Source organism: Ornithinimicrobium sediminis, from assembly GCF_021272345.1.
Classification (GTDB): domain Bacteria; phylum Actinomycetota; class Actinomycetes; order Actinomycetales; family Dermatophilaceae; genus Ornithinicoccus; species Ornithinicoccus sediminis_B.
In genome coordinates this window covers 339,219-352,851 of sequence record NZ_JAJSDQ010000004.1, presented here as the reverse complement: position 1 = coordinate 352,851, position 13,633 = coordinate 339,219, and the positions used below count along the sequence as shown (strand labels likewise).

General features: G+C 71.0%; 11 protein-coding genes. 9 read left to right on the top strand and 2 right to left on the bottom strand.

Annotated features, from left to right (window positions below):
• Nucleotides 1–71: 71 nt before the first annotated feature.
• From LVO85_RS11820 to LVO85_RS11805, 4 genes are read left to right on the top strand one after another with little or no spacing between them, the layout of a single operon-like run.
• Complete coding sequence (locus LVO85_RS11820; protein ID WP_232747672.1) at nucleotides 72–1,178, top strand: ABC transporter ATP-binding protein; 1,107 nt, start codon at nucleotides 72–74, stop codon at nucleotides 1,176–1,178.
• Nucleotides 1,175–1,819, top strand: coding sequence for an ABC transporter permease (locus LVO85_RS11815; RefSeq protein ID WP_232747671.1), 645 nt, complete (start codon nucleotides 1,175–1,177; stop codon nucleotides 1,817–1,819). The genes LVO85_RS11820 and LVO85_RS11815 overlap by 4 nt, the downstream gene beginning before the upstream one ends.
• Nucleotides 1,816–2,499 carry an ABC transporter permease gene (locus LVO85_RS11810; RefSeq protein WP_232747670.1) on the top strand — a complete coding sequence of 228 codons (684 nt, stop codon included), beginning with the start codon at nucleotides 1,816–1,818 and terminating at the stop codon, nucleotides 2,497–2,499. Before LVO85_RS11815 ends, LVO85_RS11810 begins: the two co-directional genes overlap by 4 nt.
• A 32-nt stretch (nucleotides 2,500–2,531) precedes the next feature.
• Nucleotides 2,532–3,452: an ABC transporter substrate-binding protein gene (locus LVO85_RS11805; protein ID WP_232747669.1), complete on the top strand. Its 921-nt coding sequence runs from the start codon at nucleotides 2,532–2,534 to the stop codon at nucleotides 3,450–3,452.
• 343 nt (nucleotides 3,453–3,795) lie between these two features.
• On the opposite strand, the gene LVO85_RS11800 is transcribed toward LVO85_RS11805, so the two are convergent.
• Nucleotides 3,796–6,027, bottom strand: a complete 2,232-nt coding sequence (locus LVO85_RS11800) for a (Fe-S)-binding protein (protein WP_232747668.1) — start codon at nucleotides 6,025–6,027, stop codon at nucleotides 3,796–3,798.
• A 150-nt stretch (nucleotides 6,028–6,177) separates the two neighbouring features.
• On the opposite strand from LVO85_RS11800, the gene cysK reads away from it, so the two are divergent.
• Together cysK and epsC are read left to right on the top strand one after the other, a co-directional pair.
• Nucleotides 6,178–7,107: a cysteine synthase A gene (cysK, locus tag LVO85_RS11795; protein WP_232747667.1), complete on the top strand. Its 930-nt coding sequence runs from the start codon at nucleotides 6,178–6,180 to the stop codon at nucleotides 7,105–7,107.
• Nucleotides 7,107–7,694, top strand: a complete 588-nt coding sequence (gene epsC / locus LVO85_RS11790; RefSeq protein ID WP_232747666.1) for a serine O-acetyltransferase EpsC — start codon at nucleotides 7,107–7,109, stop codon at nucleotides 7,692–7,694. The genes cysK and epsC overlap by 1 nt, the downstream gene beginning before the upstream one ends.
• Before the next feature lie 70 nt (nucleotides 7,695–7,764).
• On the opposite strand, the gene LVO85_RS11785 is transcribed toward epsC, so the two are convergent.
• Nucleotides 7,765–8,109 (bottom strand): YtxH domain-containing protein, encoded by a 345-nt coding sequence (locus LVO85_RS11785; protein WP_232747665.1) that lies wholly within the window; start codon nucleotides 8,107–8,109, stop codon nucleotides 7,765–7,767.
• Between the two features lie 215 nt (nucleotides 8,110–8,324).
• On the opposite strand from LVO85_RS11785, the gene LVO85_RS11780 reads away from it, so the two are divergent.
• The 3 genes from LVO85_RS11780 to LVO85_RS11770 all read left to right on the top strand — a co-directional run bounded on the left by LVO85_RS11780 (nucleotide 8,325) and on the right by LVO85_RS11770 (nucleotide 13,597).
• On the top strand, nucleotides 8,325–9,782 hold the full coding sequence (locus LVO85_RS11780; protein WP_232747664.1) for a hemolysin family protein: 1,458 nt from the start codon (nucleotides 8,325–8,327) through the stop codon (nucleotides 9,780–9,782).
• On the top strand, nucleotides 9,779–10,807 hold the full coding sequence (locus tag LVO85_RS11775; RefSeq protein ID WP_232747663.1) for a CNNM domain-containing protein: 1,029 nt from the start codon (nucleotides 9,779–9,781) through the stop codon (nucleotides 10,805–10,807). Before LVO85_RS11780 ends, LVO85_RS11775 begins: the two co-directional genes overlap by 4 nt.
• A 156-nt stretch (nucleotides 10,808–10,963) precedes the next feature.
• Nucleotides 10,964–13,597, top strand: a complete 2,634-nt coding sequence (locus tag LVO85_RS11770; RefSeq protein ID WP_232747662.1) for a cation-translocating P-type ATPase — start codon at nucleotides 10,964–10,966, stop codon at nucleotides 13,595–13,597.
• Nucleotides 13,598–13,633 lie beyond the last annotated feature (36 nt).

The window sequence follows — 13,633 nt, the reverse complement described above, 5'->3', positions numbered from 1 at the left end:
ATCCGTGCTGGTCCGCCCGGTGTGCACCTGACCAGGCGCGTCGTCGGGGGTGCAGGCTAGGGTCTTGCTGCATGATCCGGTTCGACGGCGTGACCAAGCGCTTCGAGGACGGCACGGTCGCGGTCGACGACCTGTCCTTCGAGGCGCCCGCGGGCAAGATCACCGTGCTGGTGGGTCCGTCGGGCTGTGGCAAGACCACCTCCCTGCGGATGATCAACCGGATGATCGAGCCGTCGGAGGGGAGCATCCTCATCGACGGCACGGACACCGGGTCGCTGGCCCCGGCCGAGCTGCGCCGCGGCATCGGCTACGTCATCCAGCACGCCGGGCTCTTCCCGCACCGCACGGTCCTGTCCAACGTCATGACGGTGCCCTCCCTGCTGAAGTGGGACAAGAAGCGCGCCCGCGACCGCGCGCTGGAGGTGCTCGAGCTCGTCGGCCTCGGAGGTGACTACGCGAAGCGCTACCCCGGGCAGCTCTCCGGCGGCCAGCAGCAGCGGGTCGGGGTGGCCCGGGCGCTGGCCGGCGACCCCTCGGTGATGCTCATGGACGAGCCCTTCAGCGCGATCGACCCGGTGGTGCGCGAGGGCCTGCAGGACGAGTTCCTGAAGCTTCAGGAGGCCCTGGGCACGACCATCGTCATGGTGACGCACGACATCGACGAGGCCATCAAGCTGGGAGACCGCATCGCGGTTCTGCGCCAGGGTGGCCGGCTCGCGCAGTTCTCCTCGCCGGACGACCTCCTCGCGCATCCGGCGGACGACTTCGTGGCCTCGTTCGTGGGCCGTGACCGTGGCTACCGCGCGCTGAGCTTCAAGACGGCCGAGGTGCCGATCCACCACGAGGCGCCGGTGCGGCTCGGCGACCGCCTCGGCCCGGGGGAGGAGTGGCGGCTGGTCGTGGACGACGCCGGAGCACCCTTGGGCTGGGTGCACGCCGACGAGGTCACCGGCCCCCTGTCCGCGACGGACCTCCAGCTGGGCGGCACCCTCGCCACGCTGGGCGGGTCGCTGCGGGGCTACCTGGACGCGGCGCTGTCGTCCCCCAGCGGTCGCGGGGTCGTCGTCGAGGGCGCGGAGCTGGCCGGCACGGTGCGGCCCGACGAGGTGCTGCACGTCATACAGGCTGCTCCTCGGGCCACCGGCGAGACGATCCTGTCGCCCGAGGAGCCTGCATGAGTGTGTGGGGTGTGCCGTTGGGTGAGGTCTGGAGCCTGACGCTCGACCACATCTACCTGGCCGGGCTGCCCCTCCTGATCGGTCTCCTCCTGGCCATCCCGCTGGGCTGGGCGGCGCTGACGCGGCGCTGGCTCTACGGCCCGCTGATCGCCGGGACGGGTCTGCTCTACACGATCCCCTCGCTCGCCCTGTTCATCCTCCTGCCGGGCATCCTGGGCACCCAGATCCTCGACCCCGTCAACGTGCTGGTCGCGATGACCCTCTACACGGTCGCGCTGCTCACCCGCACGGTCGCCGACGGGCTGTCCTCGGTGCCCAACCACGTGCGCCAGGCCGCCACGGCCATGGGCTACTCCCCGCTGCGCAGGCTGGTCGCCGTGGAGCTGCCACTGGCGGTGCCGGTGATCTCGGCCGGGCTCCGCGTCGCGGCCGTGAGCAACGTGTCCATCGTCTCGGTCGCGGCCCTGGTGGGCGTGTCCCAGCTGGGCACGCTGTTCACCGACGGGTTCAACCGCAACGCGATGGGGCCGATCGTGCTGGGCGTCATCGCGAGCGTGACGCTGGCAGTCCTCTTCGACGTGCTCATCCTGGGCGTGACCAAGGTGCTCACCCCGTGGCAGACGGCAGGGAGGAGCGCATGATCTCCCTTGTCGGCGAGTGGCTCACCGACCCTGCCAACTGGTCGGGCGCCCGCGGCATCTGGGCGCAGCTGGTCACGCACCTGCAGCTGTCCTTCCTCGCGCTGTTCCTGGCAGCGCTGATCGCCGTGCCCCTCGGGCTCTACATCGGCCACACCGGCCGCGGCCGCGTGGTCGTGGTCAACCTGGCCGGTGGCTTCCGGGCGGTCCCCTCGCTGGGGGTGCTCTTCATCGCGGTGCTGCTCCTGCTGCCGCGGCTCTCCGGAGAGGCGGCGTTCGTCGTCCCCAGCGTCATCGTGCTCGTCGTCCTGGCGATCCCGCCCGTCCTGTCGGGGGTGTATGCCGGGGTGCAGCAGGTGGACCCCGCCGCACGGGACGCTGCGCGGGGGATGGGGATGACGGGCGGGCAGGTGCTGACCCAGGTGGAGATCCCGTGCGCGCTGCCGCTGATCTTCTCCGGCCTGCGCTCGGCGATGCTGCAGATCATCGCCACCGCCACCATTGCGGCCGTGGTCGGCCTGGGCGGGCTGGGTCGCTTCCTCATCGACGGGCAGGCGACCCGTGACTACGCCGAGATGGCCGGCGGTGCGCTGTTGGTCGCTGGGCTCGCACTGACTGTCGACTTCGTGTTTGGCTTGGCCCAGCGACTCGTCGTGTCGCCAGGCCTGGCACGTGCAGAATAGGACCTCATCCCATCTCCCTTCGGAGGACTCCCATGACCCGTTCGACCGTCCTGGCACTCGCCCTCGTCACCGGCCTCACACTGTCCGCCTGCGGCAGTGACGACCCGCTGGACACCACCGACGCAGGGTCCGAGGACACCGCTGCCACGGGTGGGGAGGCCGGCGCCGTCACCGTCGGCTCGGCCAACTTCCCGGGCAACGCGCTGCTTGCGGAGATGTACGCCGCCGTGCTCGACGACGCGGGCGTCGACGTCAGCACCCGGCTCAACATCGGCAACCGGGAGACCTACATCGCCGGCATCGAGGACGGCTCGATCGACCTCATCCCGGAGTACACCGGCGCTCTCACGCTGTACTTCAACCCCGAGGCCGAGTCCACCGACCCCGAGGGGGTCTACTCCGAGCTCCAGGAGGCGCTGCCGGAGGGCCTGACCGTCCTGGAGCCCTCCGACGCGGAGGACAAGGACGCCGTGGTCGTCACCCGGGAGACCGCGGACGAGTACGACCTGACCTCGATCGCCGACCTCGAGCCGGTCGCCGGCGACCTGGTCCTCGGCGGGCCCCCCGAGTGGGAGGAGCGCTACACCGGGGTCCCCGGGCTGCGTGAGGTCTACGGCCTGGAGTTCTCGGCGTTCCGGCCGCTGGCGGCAGGCTCCAACCTCACCGCGCAGTCGCTGGTCAACGGCCAGATCGACGCCGCCAACATCTTCACGACCGACCCGGCCATCCCGGAGAACGACTTCGTCGTCCTGGAGGACCCCGAGAGCCTCTTCGTGGCCCAGAACATCGTGCCTCTGGTCAACGAGGACGCTCTCAACGACACGATCGCCGAGGCGCTCAACGAGTTCTCCTCGCAGCTCACGACCGAGGAGATGACCGACGCGCTCTCGCGGGTCGTCGTCGACGGAGAGTCGCCGGCGGACGTGGCCCGGGAGTTCGTCGACAACCTCTGACCCGACCCGACCCGACCCGACCCCACCCGACCCCGCGGTGCGAGGGGTTTTGCACCCCCGCGACGCCGGTTGCTAGGGGGTTGTGCACCCCGGCGACCTGCGTGCCAGGGGTTCCACCCCGGCGCCCCCTGCCTGATCCAGAGGTAGGGGGCGCCGTTCGGTCCGTGCGGTCGGGTGTGGCCCGCACGGGCGCCAGGGATGCAGGACCCCTGGCAAGGTGACTGCGAGAGCGGAATATCCCTGGCAACGCGAGCGCGAGGACGGAACACCCCTAGCAACTGGCGTGGTGGGGCGGAATCTCCCTCGCAACGCGAGTGGGAGGGTGGGATCTCCCTGGCAACGGTCAGCGACGCACGGCGGCGAGCAGCATCTGAGCGACGTCGACCACCTCGACCTCCTCGCGGGCCCCGGCGCCGTCGGTGCCGTCACCCTCACCCTGCTTCTGCGCCAGACCGTCGGAGAGCATGACACGGCAGAACGGACAGCCGATGGCGATCCGGTCGGCGCCGGTGGCCAGGGCCTCCTCGGTGCGGTTCAGGTTGATCCGCGTGCCGAGCTTCTCCTCCATCCACATGCGTGCGCCACCGGCGCCGCAGCAGAACGACGTCTGCCCGTGCCGCGGCATCTCGCGCATCTCGACCCCCGGCAGTGCGCCGAGCAGCTCCCGCGGCGGGGCGTAGACGCCGTTGTGCCGGCCGAGGTAGCACGGGTCGTGGTAGGTCACCGACTCCGCCGTGGAGGCAGCGCCGGTGGTCTGCGCCTCGTCGGGACGGGCCACCGGGGTGAGCCGCTTCTCGCGCACCAGCCGGTTGAGCAGCTGGGTGTGGTGGACGACCTCGTAGCGGCCGCCGAGCTGGGGGTACTCGTTCTTGATGGTGTTGAAGCAGTGGGCGCAGGTGACCACGATCTTGGTGGCCTTCAGCTCGTTGAGCACCTCGACGTTCTGCTGAGCCAGCATCTGGAAGAGGAACTCGTTGCCGGCTCGCCGTGCCGGGTCGCCCGTGCAGGTCTCACCGTCACCGAGCACCGCGAACTTCACGTCGGCCATGTGCAGCAGCTCGGCCACCGCGCGGGTGGTCTTCTTCGCGCGGTCCTCGAAGGCCCCCGCACAGCCGACCCAGAAGAGGTAGTCCATCTCGTCCAGGTCCTCGACGTCGGCACCGGCCAGGGGCACCTCGAAGTCGAGGTCCTTGGCCCAGTCCATGCGCGCCCGGGCCGACATGCCCCACGGGTTCTGCTTGTTCTCCAGGTTCTTGAACAGCCCGCCCAGCTCGCTGGGGAAGGCCGACTCGATGAGCGTCTGGTAGCGCCTCATGTCCACGATCGCGTCGACGTGCTCGATGTCGACCGGGCACTGCTCGACACAGGCGCCGCAGGTCGTGCAGGACCACAGCACCTCGGGGTCGATGACGGCGCCGCCGGTGGGCACCGTGGGGTCGCCCTCGGTGGCGCCGACCAGGGCCCGCTGTGCCTCGGCCACCGCCTCTGCGGGTATGCCGTCGCCGGCCCGTGCGTCCTCGCTCGCCAGCAGCCACGGGGCCTTGGCGTGGTGGTGGTTGCGCAGGTTGACGACCAGCATCTTGGGCGACAGCGGCTTGTCGGTGTGCCAGGCGGGGCACTGCTCCTGGCAGCGCCCGCACTCGGTGCAGGTGGAGAAGTCGAGCAGGCCCTTCCAGGTGAAGTCCTCCACCTTGCCGACGCCCAGGGCGGCGTCCTCGTCGAGCTCCTCGATCTCCTCGAAGTCGATCGGCGCACCACCGACCATGATCGGCTGGGCCTCGCCCAGGGAGGTCCGACCGTCCGGGTGGCGCTTGAGCCAGATGTTGGGGAAGGCCAGGAAACGGTGCCAGGCGACGCCCATCGTCGGCGTGACCGCGATCGTCACCAGCCAGGCCATCGAGATGAGGATCTTCAGCAGGGCGACGAGGACGATCGCCGTCTCCAGGGCGCCGACCGAGAGCCCGTCGAGCATGCCGCCGAGCCAGGCGGTGAGCGGGAAGCTGCCCGGCGTCGCCCAGGACGCACCCTCGAGGACCCCCAGCGCGTACTCCAGCGCTCGCAGCGCCACGATGCACAGGCCGACGCCGAGGATGACCGCCTCCACGACATACGCCTGCCAGAAGGTGGACCCCCAGAAGCGGCTGCGCCGGCCCTGCCCGCGGGGGTGCTCCCGCTGGCGCACCACGATGAGCACGATGATGCCGATGACCGCGCCCCAGCCGAGGATCTCGAACGACCAGGCCAGGGGCGCGAAGTGCGCCAGACCCCAGAGGTCGAAGCGCGGGTCGAAGAGCTGGCCGTAGGCGTTGACGAGCGTCAGGAAGAGGACGGCGAAGGACACCATGACGACCCAGTGGGCGACGGCCACCCCGGGCTTGCGCGCCATCCGGTTGTGGCCCAGCACCTCACGCACCAGCGTCAGGGTGCGCGGCCCCGGGTCGCCGGTGCGCCCGGGAGCGGGCTGGCCGGCACGGAAGCGCGCGAGGAACGCGGCGACGGTCCGCACGAACAGGGCGACCGCCACGAGCGTGACGCCCAGGCCGACGACGATGGCGGCGACGTTCAGGGGTGACATGCTCGAATCCTACGGACCCCCTCCGCTCCCGTCATGAGAGGCGTATGCCGGGTGGTGGGCGGAGCGGCGTCGCGGTCGCGTGTGGAATAACCAGGCGTTGGGTGATGTATTAGTGCCTAGCGTCCCTGACCCCCAAACGAAGGAGCACCCGTGCCCGTCCTCGACGACATCACCCAGGTGATCGGCAAGACCCCGCTCGTCCGGCTCAACCGCCTCACGGAGGGCATCGACGCCGAGGTCATCGTCAAGCTGGAGTCGCAGAACCCGGCCGCCTCGGTGAAGGACCGCATCGGCAACGCGATCATCGACGCGGCCGTCGACTCCGGGGCGCTCCAGCCCGGCGGCACGATCGTCGAGGGCACCTCGGGCAACACCGGCATCGCGCTGGCCATGGTCGGGGCCGCCCGCGGCTTCAAGGTCGTGCTGGCCATGCCCGAGACGATGAGCCTCGAGCGTCGAGCCCTGCTGCGGGCCTACGGTGCGGAGCTGGTGCTCACACCCGGCCCCGAGGGCATGAAGGGCGCCGTGGCCAGGGCCGAGGAGATCGCCGAGCAGACCGGGGCCGTGCGGGCCCGCCAGTTCGCCAACCCGGCCAACGTCGCGGTGCACCGGGCCACCACGGGCCCCGAGATCTGGGAGGACACCGACGGCACGGTCGACATCTTCGTCGCCGGCGTGGGCACCGGCGGCACCATCACGGGGGCCGGCGGCTTCCTCAAGGAGCAGAACCCCGACATCCGCCTGGTCGTCGTGGAGCCCGCGGACAGCCCCATCCTCAGCGGTGGGCAGCCAGGCCCGCACAAGATCCAGGGCCTGGGCGCCAACTTCGTGCCCGACATCCTCGACACCGAGCTCTACGACGAGGTCGTCGACGTCGAGCTGGAGGACGCCCTGCGCACCGCGAAGGACCTGGCGACCCAGGAGGGCATCCTGTCGGGCATCTCCACCGGCGCCAACGTCTGGGCCGCTCTCCAGGTGGCCCGGCGCCCGGAGAACGCCGGCAAGAAGATCGTCGTCATCGTGTGCGACTTCGGCGAGCGCTACCTGTCGACGGTGCTGTTCCAGGGCCTGACCGACTGATGCTCGACTCCTTCCGCCGGGGCTGGGCCGGGGTCCGTGAGGACGTCGACGCAGCCCTGGACCGCGACCCCGCGACGACGAGCCGTCTGGAGATGGTGCTCGCCTCGCCCGGTCTGCACGCCGTGTGGGCGCACCGGGTCTCGCACGCCCTGTGGCGTCGTGGAGCCAGGCTGCCCGCGCGAGTGCTCTCGCAGGTGACCCGCTCGGTCACCGGCATCGAGATCCACCCTGGTGCGCGGATCGGACGCCGCTTCTTCATCGACCACGGCATGGGCGTGGTGATCGGTGAGACCGCCGAGGTCGGCGACGACGTCATGCTCTACCACGGCGTCACGCTCGGCGGCCGCTCGATGGCGCGGGTCAAGCGTCACCCCACAGTGGGTGACGGCGTGACGATGGGAGCCGGCGCCCGGGTGCTGGGCCCCGTGGTCGTCGGGAACGGCGCCCAGGTGGGTGCCAACGCGGTGGTGGTCAAGGACGTGCCTGCCCACGCTATCGCCACGGGGGTGCCCGCCCGCATCCGGCTGCCCCAGCGGCAGGAGGACCCCCTCGAGGCGCTCTACGCCGAGCCGGCGCTCTGGATCTGAGCCGTACGGCGGACGAGCAGCGGCCCGCACCTCCGTCACAGGAGGTGCGGGCCGCTCGTGGTGCAGCGGGTCAGGGCAGCTTCTCGCCGCCCGGGCCGAAGCCGGTCTCGTCGACCGTGACCTGGCCCTCAGGGTCGACCGAGCCCGTCGCGTTCTCGTAGCTGCCGTCCTGGTCCGTGATCTCGTGGCCCGAGACCTTCGAGCGGGCGGTGTCGGCGGCGTGGCTCGCCTGCTCCTTGGCCTTGCCGGCCAGGACGGGGGCCTGCTCCTTGACCTCCTCGACCTTGCTCTGCACCCGCGGGTCGGACCAGACCTTCCCGGCCTGGTCGGCGAGCTGCTCGTACCGCTCGCGGCCTGCCTTGGCGCCGAGGATGTAGCCGATGCCGACCCCGATCAGCAATGTCAGCTTGCGCATGGTGACTCCTTCCGTCGTCCATCGGTATTCACAGGCAGCCTAACCAGACCAGCGGGTATGGGCACACCGAGACGTCCGGCGGGTGGGCAGCCGGCGTGCAGCAGTCTGCTCCTCACGACCCTGCTGGCTAGTGTGGGTGGCATGTCCCAGTCCTTGCGGTGCCCTGTCGGTGCGCCACGGCTCCGGTGCGGTGCCCGCACAACAGGTGGGTGGCGATGATCGGCGCGGTCCTGCTGCTGCTGGCCGGGATCCTGGTGATCCTGGTGATCATCGCCGCGAACGGGTACTTCGTGGCGCAGGAGTTCGCCTACATGTCGGTGGACCGCAACCGGCTGGAGGCGCGGGCCTCTGCCGGTGACGCGGCTGCTGAGCGGGCACTGAAGGTGACCCGGCGCACCTCGTTCATGCTTTCGGGGGCCCAGCTCGGCATCACCGTCACCGGGCTGATGGTCGGCTATGTGGCCGAGCCCCTGGTGGGGGAGGCCCTGGGGACCCTGCTCGGCGGCGTGGGGGTGCCGACGGCGCTGAGCATCTCGGTGGGGACGGTGGCTGCACTGGCTGTCGCCACCGTGGTGCAGATGGTGTTCGGCGAGCTCTACCCGAAGAACCTGGCGATCGCCAACGCCGAGCCGATGGCGCGGTGGATGGCCCGGTCCACCCTGGTCTACCTGGCCGTCTTCGGCTGGCTGATCAGCATCTTCGACAAGGCGGCCAACCTCCTGCTGCGGCTGGTGGGGATCGAGCCGATCCACGACCTGGACACCACGGCGACCGCGCAGGACCTGGAGCGCATCGTGGCCGACTCCCGCGACAGCGGTGACCTGCCGCAGGAGCTGTCGATGCTGCTGGACCGCATCCTCGACTTCCCGGACCGGGACGTGGAGCACGCGATGATCCCCCGCGCCCGGGTCGACGCCGTGAGGCCGGACACGGAGATCGGTGAGGTGCGGGTCCTGATGGCCCAGGCCCACACGCGCTACCCCGTCGTGGACGAGATCGGGGAACCGGTCGGGGTCGTGCAGCTCGCCGACATCCTTCGGGAGCCTGTGGACGCGAAGGCCCCGGTCAGCTCGATGATGCAACCACCGGTGATCGTGCCCACCCTCATGTCCCTGCCGGCCGCCGCGGAGGAGCTCGCCCAGGCGGACCAGGAGCTGGCCTGTGTGATCGACGAGTACGGCGGGTTCGCCGGCATCCTCACGATGGAGGACCTCGCCGAGGAGCTCGTCGGGGAGATCACCGACGAGCACGACGAGGGCACGGCCGAGGGGATCGTGGCGCGTGCGGATCACGAGTGGCACATGGAGGGGGACGTCCACCTCGACGAGGTCGGCCGTGCCGTCGGACACCGCCTCCCGGAGGGCGACTACGAGACGGTGGCCGGCCTGGTGATCGCGGAGTTCGGTGAGCTGCCGGAGGTGGGCCGGGTGATCACGGTGGACCTGCCGCAGGACCCGGGCGAGCTCGTGTCGGACGCCCCGGTCGACCACGCGCTGGAGATCGAGGTGCTCGAGGTGGCCCGGCACGTGCCGAGCGAGCTGAGGGTGCGGCTCGTGGCTCACGACCGCGAGGAGACAGCGGACGACCGGTCCACACCGGACGCCGACAGTGCAGGCTCCGACGACGGTGACGGTCTCGGAGCAGAGGCCGAGCATGGAGGGGAGGACCGATGAGCAACCCCCTGGTCGTCGTCCTGGTGACGGTGCTCCTCATCGTCCTGAGTGGTTTCTTCGTCGTCATCGAGTTCGCTCTGCTGGGCGCCCGCCGCCACCGGCTGGAGGTCGACGCGGCCACGTCGCGGTCTGCGCGGGCGGCGCTGCGTGGGGTCAACGAGCTGACCCTCATGCTCGCCGGGGCGCAGCTGGGCATCACCGCCGCGACCTTCGCCCTGGGCGCAGTGACCAAGCCTGCTGTCGACCGCTGGCTGGGGCCTGTGCTGGAGACGGTCGGGGTGCCCGGATGGCTGGCCGGCGGGACGTCCTTCGCGCTGTCGCTCCTCTTCGTGACGTTCCTTCACCTCGTGGTGGGTGAGATGGCTCCGAAGTCGTGGGCCATCGCGCACCCGGAGACGGCCGCCAAGCTGGTGGGCATCCCCGCCCGCGGCTTCGTCACGGTGGTCCGTCCTCTGCTCGTGGGTGTCAACGGCGTGGCCAACAGGCTGGTCGCCGCCAGCGGTGTGACGCCGGTGGACCGGGCCGCCGTCGGCGGCCGGGACGCGGAGACCATCCGGCAGCTCGTCGAACAGTCCGCTGCCAAGGGTGCGCTCGACACCCATGCCCAGGCCCAGATCTCCGAGGTCATCGAGCTGGAGCGGCTGACGGTGGGCGACCTGATGCCTGAGGATCCCGACCCTGTCGCCGTCGACGTGGGCGCCACGGTCGGCGATGTCCATGACGCCGCCGCACGCAGCGGGCATCTGCGCATCCTGCTGTCCACCTCCACCGGAGGCCTGCCCGGGGTGGTGCACGTCCGGGACACCCTCACCGAGGACCGGGGCCGTCCGGTGCGTGAGCTGGCTCGGCGCGCGTTCGACCTGGCCTCGGACATGCCGGTGTACGAGGCGCTGGCCCGGATGCGGGAGGAGGGTGAACAGCTGGCCGTCGTCACCACCGGAGACCGCGTGGTGGGCGTGCTGAGCGTGACCGACATCCTGCGCCGCGTCCTGCCCACCACCGAGAGGCTCCAGGCCAGGAGCTGAGCGGGGTGCGCAGCCCCACCTGCGGTTTCGCCGAGGATGCTGCGGTAGCGTGGTGGCACGTTCAGGCAGTGAGGATGAGATGCGCCGCCCGCTGGTAGGACCAGTGCCAGGGCCGTGTCGTGCGTCCGGAGACCCGCGTCCTCGAAGGGCCTGCGTGTGAACCCCTCGCACAGCCGGTCCCTCCTGGTGCCCGACCCTCACGCCACCGTCGCTGACGACGTCCTGGCCGCACTGTCCGTCGATGCCCGCACAGGGCTGTCCTCACCCGAGGCGCAGCGGCGGCTGGAACGGCACGGCAGGAACGTGCTGCACAGACGTCAGTCGACCTCCTCCGTGAGCATCCTCGTCGACCAGTTCCGCAGCACGGTCGTCCTGCTGCTGGTCGCGGCGGTCGTGGCGGGGGTGTTGATCGGCGAGTATGTCGAGGCCGTCGCGGTTGCGCTGGTGCTGGTGGTCAACACCGTCGTGGGCTTCCTCACCGAGCTGCGCGCGGTCCGGTCCGTCGAGAGTCTGCGCAAGCTCGCATCCGCGGTCGCGGACGTCGAGCGGGACGACCGGCGCGACGAGCTCGACGCGCGGCACCTCGTGCCCGGCGACATCGTGAGCGTCGAGGCCGGCGACCGTGTGCCGGCAGACATCCGGCTCATCGAGGCCTTCGAGCTGACGACCGTGGAGGCCGCCCTCACCGGTGAGAGCGAGCCCGCCGAGAAGTCCGTGCGGACGGTCGGCGCGGATGTCTCCATCGGTGACCGGACGAACATGCTGTACCTGGGCACGACGGTCCTCTCGGGGCGGGGCCGCGGCGTGGTCGTGGCGACGGGGCTGGGCACCGAGGTCGGACGGGTGGCTCAGCTGGTGGACCAGGCACAGCTGGTGCAGGCGCCCCTCCAGCGTGGGCTGCAGCGTCTGGGCCGGTCCTTGTCCTTGGCGGTGGTGGGCCTGACCGTGGGGCTGCTCCTCATCGGGCTCGCACGTGGGCTGGACCTGCGCGAGGTGCTCGAGGTCTCGATCGCACTGGCGGTGGCGGTGGTGCCCGAGGGGCTGCCGGCTGTGGCCACGCTGACCCTGGCGGTGGGGATGCGCAGGATGGCCAAGCGCAACGCTCTGGTGCGTCGCCTCGCGACAGTGGAGACCCTGGGGTCGGCCACCGTCATCGCCTCGGACAAGACCGGCACCCTGACCACGAGCGTGATGGAGGTCGTCGACCTCGTCCTGGCCGACGGCGTGGACGAGGAGGAGCTGTGGCGCAGTGCGGTCCTGGCCAACGACGCGGACATCGGTGAGGACGGTGACGGCATCGGAGACCCGACCGAGGTCGCCCTGCTGAACGCCGCGCAGCGCCACGGCCTGGACTGGCGGGAGCTCCGGTCGGCCTCCCCCCGGCTGGCGGAGGACCCTTTCGACTCGGCCAGCATGCGCATGGCCGTCCTGACCGGTGGCCTGGTCCATGCCAAGGGAGCCCCGGAGGTCCTTCTCCCGGGCGCTGAGGACCCGTCGCTGGAGCACGCCGCCGAGGACATGGGCCACCGCGCACTGCGCACGCTCGCGATCGCCCGTCGGGCCGCCGAGGGCCTCGGGCCCACGCACGGCACCGAGCTCGGGGAGCAGGCCTACCGCGGCCTTCAGGTCCTCGGGGTCGTCGGAATCCAGGACCCGCCGCGGGAGTCCGCCGTGCGCGCGGTCACGGCGGTGCAGGACGCCGGCATCCGGGTGGTGATGGTCACCGGGGACCAGCCGCGCACCGCGCAGTCGGTCGCCGGCCAGGTCGGGCTGCGCAGTGACCGCGTCCTGTCCGGCGAGCAGCTGGCCAGGCTCGACGACCCGTCGTTCACGGCCGCGGTCGAGGACATCGACGTCTACGCCCGCGTCGCCCCCGAGCAGAAGCTGCGCCTGGTGCGCACCCTGCAGGCGCGCGGGGAGATCGTCGCTGTCACCGGCGACGGTGTGAACGACGCTCCAGCACTTCGTCAGGCCGACGTGGGCGTCGCGATGGGAAGGGCCGGCACCGATGTCGCGCGAGAGGCAGCCGACATCGTGCTGACCGACGACAACTTCGCCTCCATCGAGGCCGCGGTCGAGGAGGGCCGGCGCATCGTGGCCAACATCCGCCACTTCGCGCAGTTCCTGTTCAGCTGGCATCTGGGCATCGTGGTGATCGTCGCCACGGCCTTCGCCGCCGGGTTCACCGCTCCGCTGGGTGCCCTGATGATCCTGTGGAACAACCTCATCATCGACGTGCTGCCCTCGTTCGCCCTGGCGCTGGAGCCCGGGCGCGAGGATGCCATGCGACGGCCGCCGCGCGGCAAGGACGAGCCGATCCTGGGCCACGGCACCCTGCGCAGGATCATCACCCAGGGGCTGCTCATCGCGACAGTCGGGCTGGCCGCCTACTTCGTGGCACTGGGTCCTCTCGCCATGACCACCGCGCAGGCGCAGACCACCACCTTCGTGACGGTGACAGCCGCCCAGCTCCTCGCGGTCTTCAACGCCCGCTCGGAGACCGGCTCCGGCTTCGTCGGCGCCACCCGCAACCCCTACCTGTGGACCGCCCTGGCCATCACCGTCTCCCTTCAGACGCTCGCCCTGGGGTTCGCCCCCCTGCGTGAGGTGCTGCAGCTCACCGTGCTGCCCGCGCCCGCCTGGTGGACCGCTGCGCTCCTGGCGCCGCTGCCGCTCCTGCTGACCCAAGCCGTCCGTCTGTGGCGCCTACGCACCCGGCAGGCCGTTGCACCGGCTCAGGATCACCGGCACGGTGGTGTGGACCGGCCGCGGTCCCCCGGTCAGACCTGACCCCCGGGACGCCCCACAGCCGGACCCACACGACGT

Bases quoted from the DNA above. Each gene is read 5' to 3' on its own strand.
- LVO85_RS11820 (WP_232747672.1), top strand. From the start codon at position 72: ATGATCCGGTTCGACGGCGTGACCAAGCGCTTCGAGGACGGCACGGTC.
- LVO85_RS11815 (WP_232747671.1), top strand. From the start codon at position 1,175: ATGAGTGTGTGGGGTGTGCCGTTGGGTGAGGTCTGGAGCCTGACGCTC.
- LVO85_RS11810 (WP_232747670.1), top strand. From the start codon at position 1,816: ATGATCTCCCTTGTCGGCGAGTGGCTCACCGACCCTGCCAACTGGTCG.
- LVO85_RS11805 (WP_232747669.1), top strand. From the start codon at position 2,532: ATGACCCGTTCGACCGTCCTGGCACTCGCCCTCGTCACCGGCCTCACA.
- LVO85_RS11800 (WP_232747668.1), bottom strand. From the start codon at position 6,027: ATGTCACCCCTGAACGTCGCCGCCATCGTCGTCGGCCTGGGCGTCACG.
- epsC (WP_232747666.1), top strand. From the start codon at position 7,107: ATGCTCGACTCCTTCCGCCGGGGCTGGGCCGGGGTCCGTGAGGACGTC.
- LVO85_RS11785 (WP_232747665.1), bottom strand. From the start codon at position 8,109: ATGCGCAAGCTGACATTGCTGATCGGGGTCGGCATCGGCTACATCCTC.
- LVO85_RS11780 (WP_232747664.1), top strand. From the start codon at position 8,325: ATGATCGGCGCGGTCCTGCTGCTGCTGGCCGGGATCCTGGTGATCCTG.
- LVO85_RS11775 (WP_232747663.1), top strand. From the start codon at position 9,779: ATGAGCAACCCCCTGGTCGTCGTCCTGGTGACGGTGCTCCTCATCGTC.